General features: G+C 33.4%; 2 protein-coding genes. Both read right to left on the bottom strand.

The features are described from left to right. A partial coding sequence (locus QD47_RS29340; RefSeq protein WP_052647035.1) for an ATP-dependent nuclease occupies window positions 1–1,646 on the bottom strand: 1,646 nt, incomplete at its 3' end. Between the two features lie 288 nt (window positions 1,647–1,934). Continuing rightward, window positions 1,935–2,359, bottom strand: a 425-nt coding sequence (locus QD47_RS29335) for a helix-turn-helix domain-containing protein (RefSeq protein ID WP_044649445.1), incomplete at its 5' end; no start/stop codon positions are given.

Genomic DNA, 2,359 nt, shown 5'->3' with positions numbered 1-2,359 from the left:
TTCCATTCACTTATCTTTTTTTCAGCCTCTGTTAAGTATTCGCTTAAATCTTTAATATCTTTTGTTTTTCTTTCCTCTGTTAAGGCCTTATCTTGGACAATATAATCTTTTGCCATTAGAATAGCAGCAAATAATTCTTTTTTTAAACAACTACAAGCCACATCGAATTCAAGAGTCCACTCATGAGAAACAAAAGCGTTAACATTTCCATCACTATACTTAAGTTTTTTTTCACATCTTGTTACTTCGGGTTTTCTATCCGAAAACATAATAATAGTATCGGACTCTTTATCGATCTTAGAGACCTTCTCATCACAATCAGTAATAATTGCAACAGGCAGTAACATTTTAGGTTCAGATTCTCTCACAAATATTTTTGAATATCTTAGCATTGCGGTACTTCCTACATTAACTATTGAAACTCCATTTTTAGCGAAGGATTTTCCGAGTTTATCTGCCAATGTAGGCAGTAATAAATTTTCTGCGTCTCCCTCGACAATAATAATGCCCTTCGCAAAAAATAAATTTGCTTTAGTAGAGTCTAAGAATCTCTCTAAAAATCTATAGTCTCCACTATGTAATTTAGTATTACCGCTAGCTAGAGAGTAAGCTTGGCCTTCAGCAAAAATAATCAAATTATTTAACCTTATACTTGAAGCTAATGTAACACTGTGTGTTGTTAGGAGTATCTGCATGGGAGACTTACTATCCTCGCTTAATTCTTGCAAATAATCAATAACCCTTATCTGAGCTTGAGGATGCAAATGTGCTTCTATCTCTTCAATCAGTGCAAGATTAATCCCTTCCGTTTTCTCGATTTGTAAAAGCAATAACTCTGCCGCTATATACAATTGATTAAGTGAACCTAAACCTGATTTCGTATTGACAAGTAGAAGATCAATTTTTTCTAGTATCATTTTAAGGTTAACTGCAGCTAACTCAATATTTGATTTTAACAAGTTTTTATTATCAGAAAATTTCAATAAATATGTGTTAATAGATTTCAATATTTTCTTTTCGTCACTAGTCATTTCGTCATAATCGAAGTACTCTTTTATTTTCTGATTAGCATCTTTAATAATCTCAACTAATCTATGTTCATCACCTACCGAGAATTCTGGATGTGCATGCAAAATTTGAGACAATCGTGAATTCCTTCTTGCAGCAAGTTCATTTTCCGCATCTCTTAGGGGCTTAAGATAAATAGTTCTGAGTAAGTCACGTGCCCTATTATGTAAAATCTGCCCTTCACTATCATTTCCCGCACGTATATCATCAATTAGCACTTTCCCTTTAAGATCTCTTTTGGCGCTAAAAAAAACGCGAAGGGTGTATTCTTTATCAAAATCAATTGCAATCCACTCCAAAAAATCCTTTGCCTGATTTATAGTAAAACCTTTAAAAATACATTCAATTTTCAATTCATTAGATGTACCATGGAAGTCCTCCTTTTCTAACCTCGAATACTCTCTACTTTGAGTTAATAACACGAACTTGATTGCATCAATTACTGTAGTTTTACCAGCATCATTCTCACCAATGAAAACATTAAGACCTTTATTCAGCCTAAGAATTAACCCAGGTTCCTTGTTAATCCCTTGACCAAATTTTCTAAAGTTTGTAATTCTCACTTCTGAAAGAAACATAGTAAACTCTCCTCAGTAGAAAATTAATACAAATAATCACCAAAAAATTAAATACCTTCAGTTTTTTTCTTTTTTTCAAAATACAAAATTGAGTTAATAAACCTATTGAAATTTGCATAAATCTTCTTTATTTATTACACTATAGCATATTCATGGGGATATATGGAACCAAAAAAAGCCCTCTAGTAATACCAAGGGCCTAGTTTAGAATATCACTTAGATAATACAACTTTTTAGGAAATTTCCTAATTATATAAAATGAGATAGCGAATCACCCTGAACAAAAAATCAGAAATTGGTTGTTTTCGTTATTTCCTTCGGTTCTCTGATATCCAACACATTCATAAGCCGTAATAGATATTGGCAATCAGGTGTAGTATGCCCACTCTCCCATTTTTGATATGTTCTTACTGCAGCCCCAATAGAGTCAGCTACTTGCTGTTGAGTCAATTTCTCTCTTTTTCTGATTGATTTTAAGGCTTCATGGTCAAATTCCATAAGCATTGGAGCAATGTAAAGTTCATACCAAACATCGCTACCATCATCGTCCCTTCCCCAACAATTTCTACCCCAAATTGCTGTTTCATGATTGGCTTCGACATAAAGAGTTCCCTTTAACTTGTTGTCTACATTTACCCATATCTTAGATGCATTCTTAATCTTGACTCCAATCCATCTTAGGATAGGGTCACCCTTCTCATCAGTCGTCGTGT

Source organism: Paenibacillus terrae (assembly GCF_000943545.1).
GTDB classification, from domain to species: Bacteria; Bacillota; Bacilli; order Paenibacillales; family Paenibacillaceae; genus Paenibacillus; species Paenibacillus terrae_A.
Note: the sequence above shows the minus strand (reverse complement) of the source record. Positions and strands in the feature narration are given on the sequence as shown.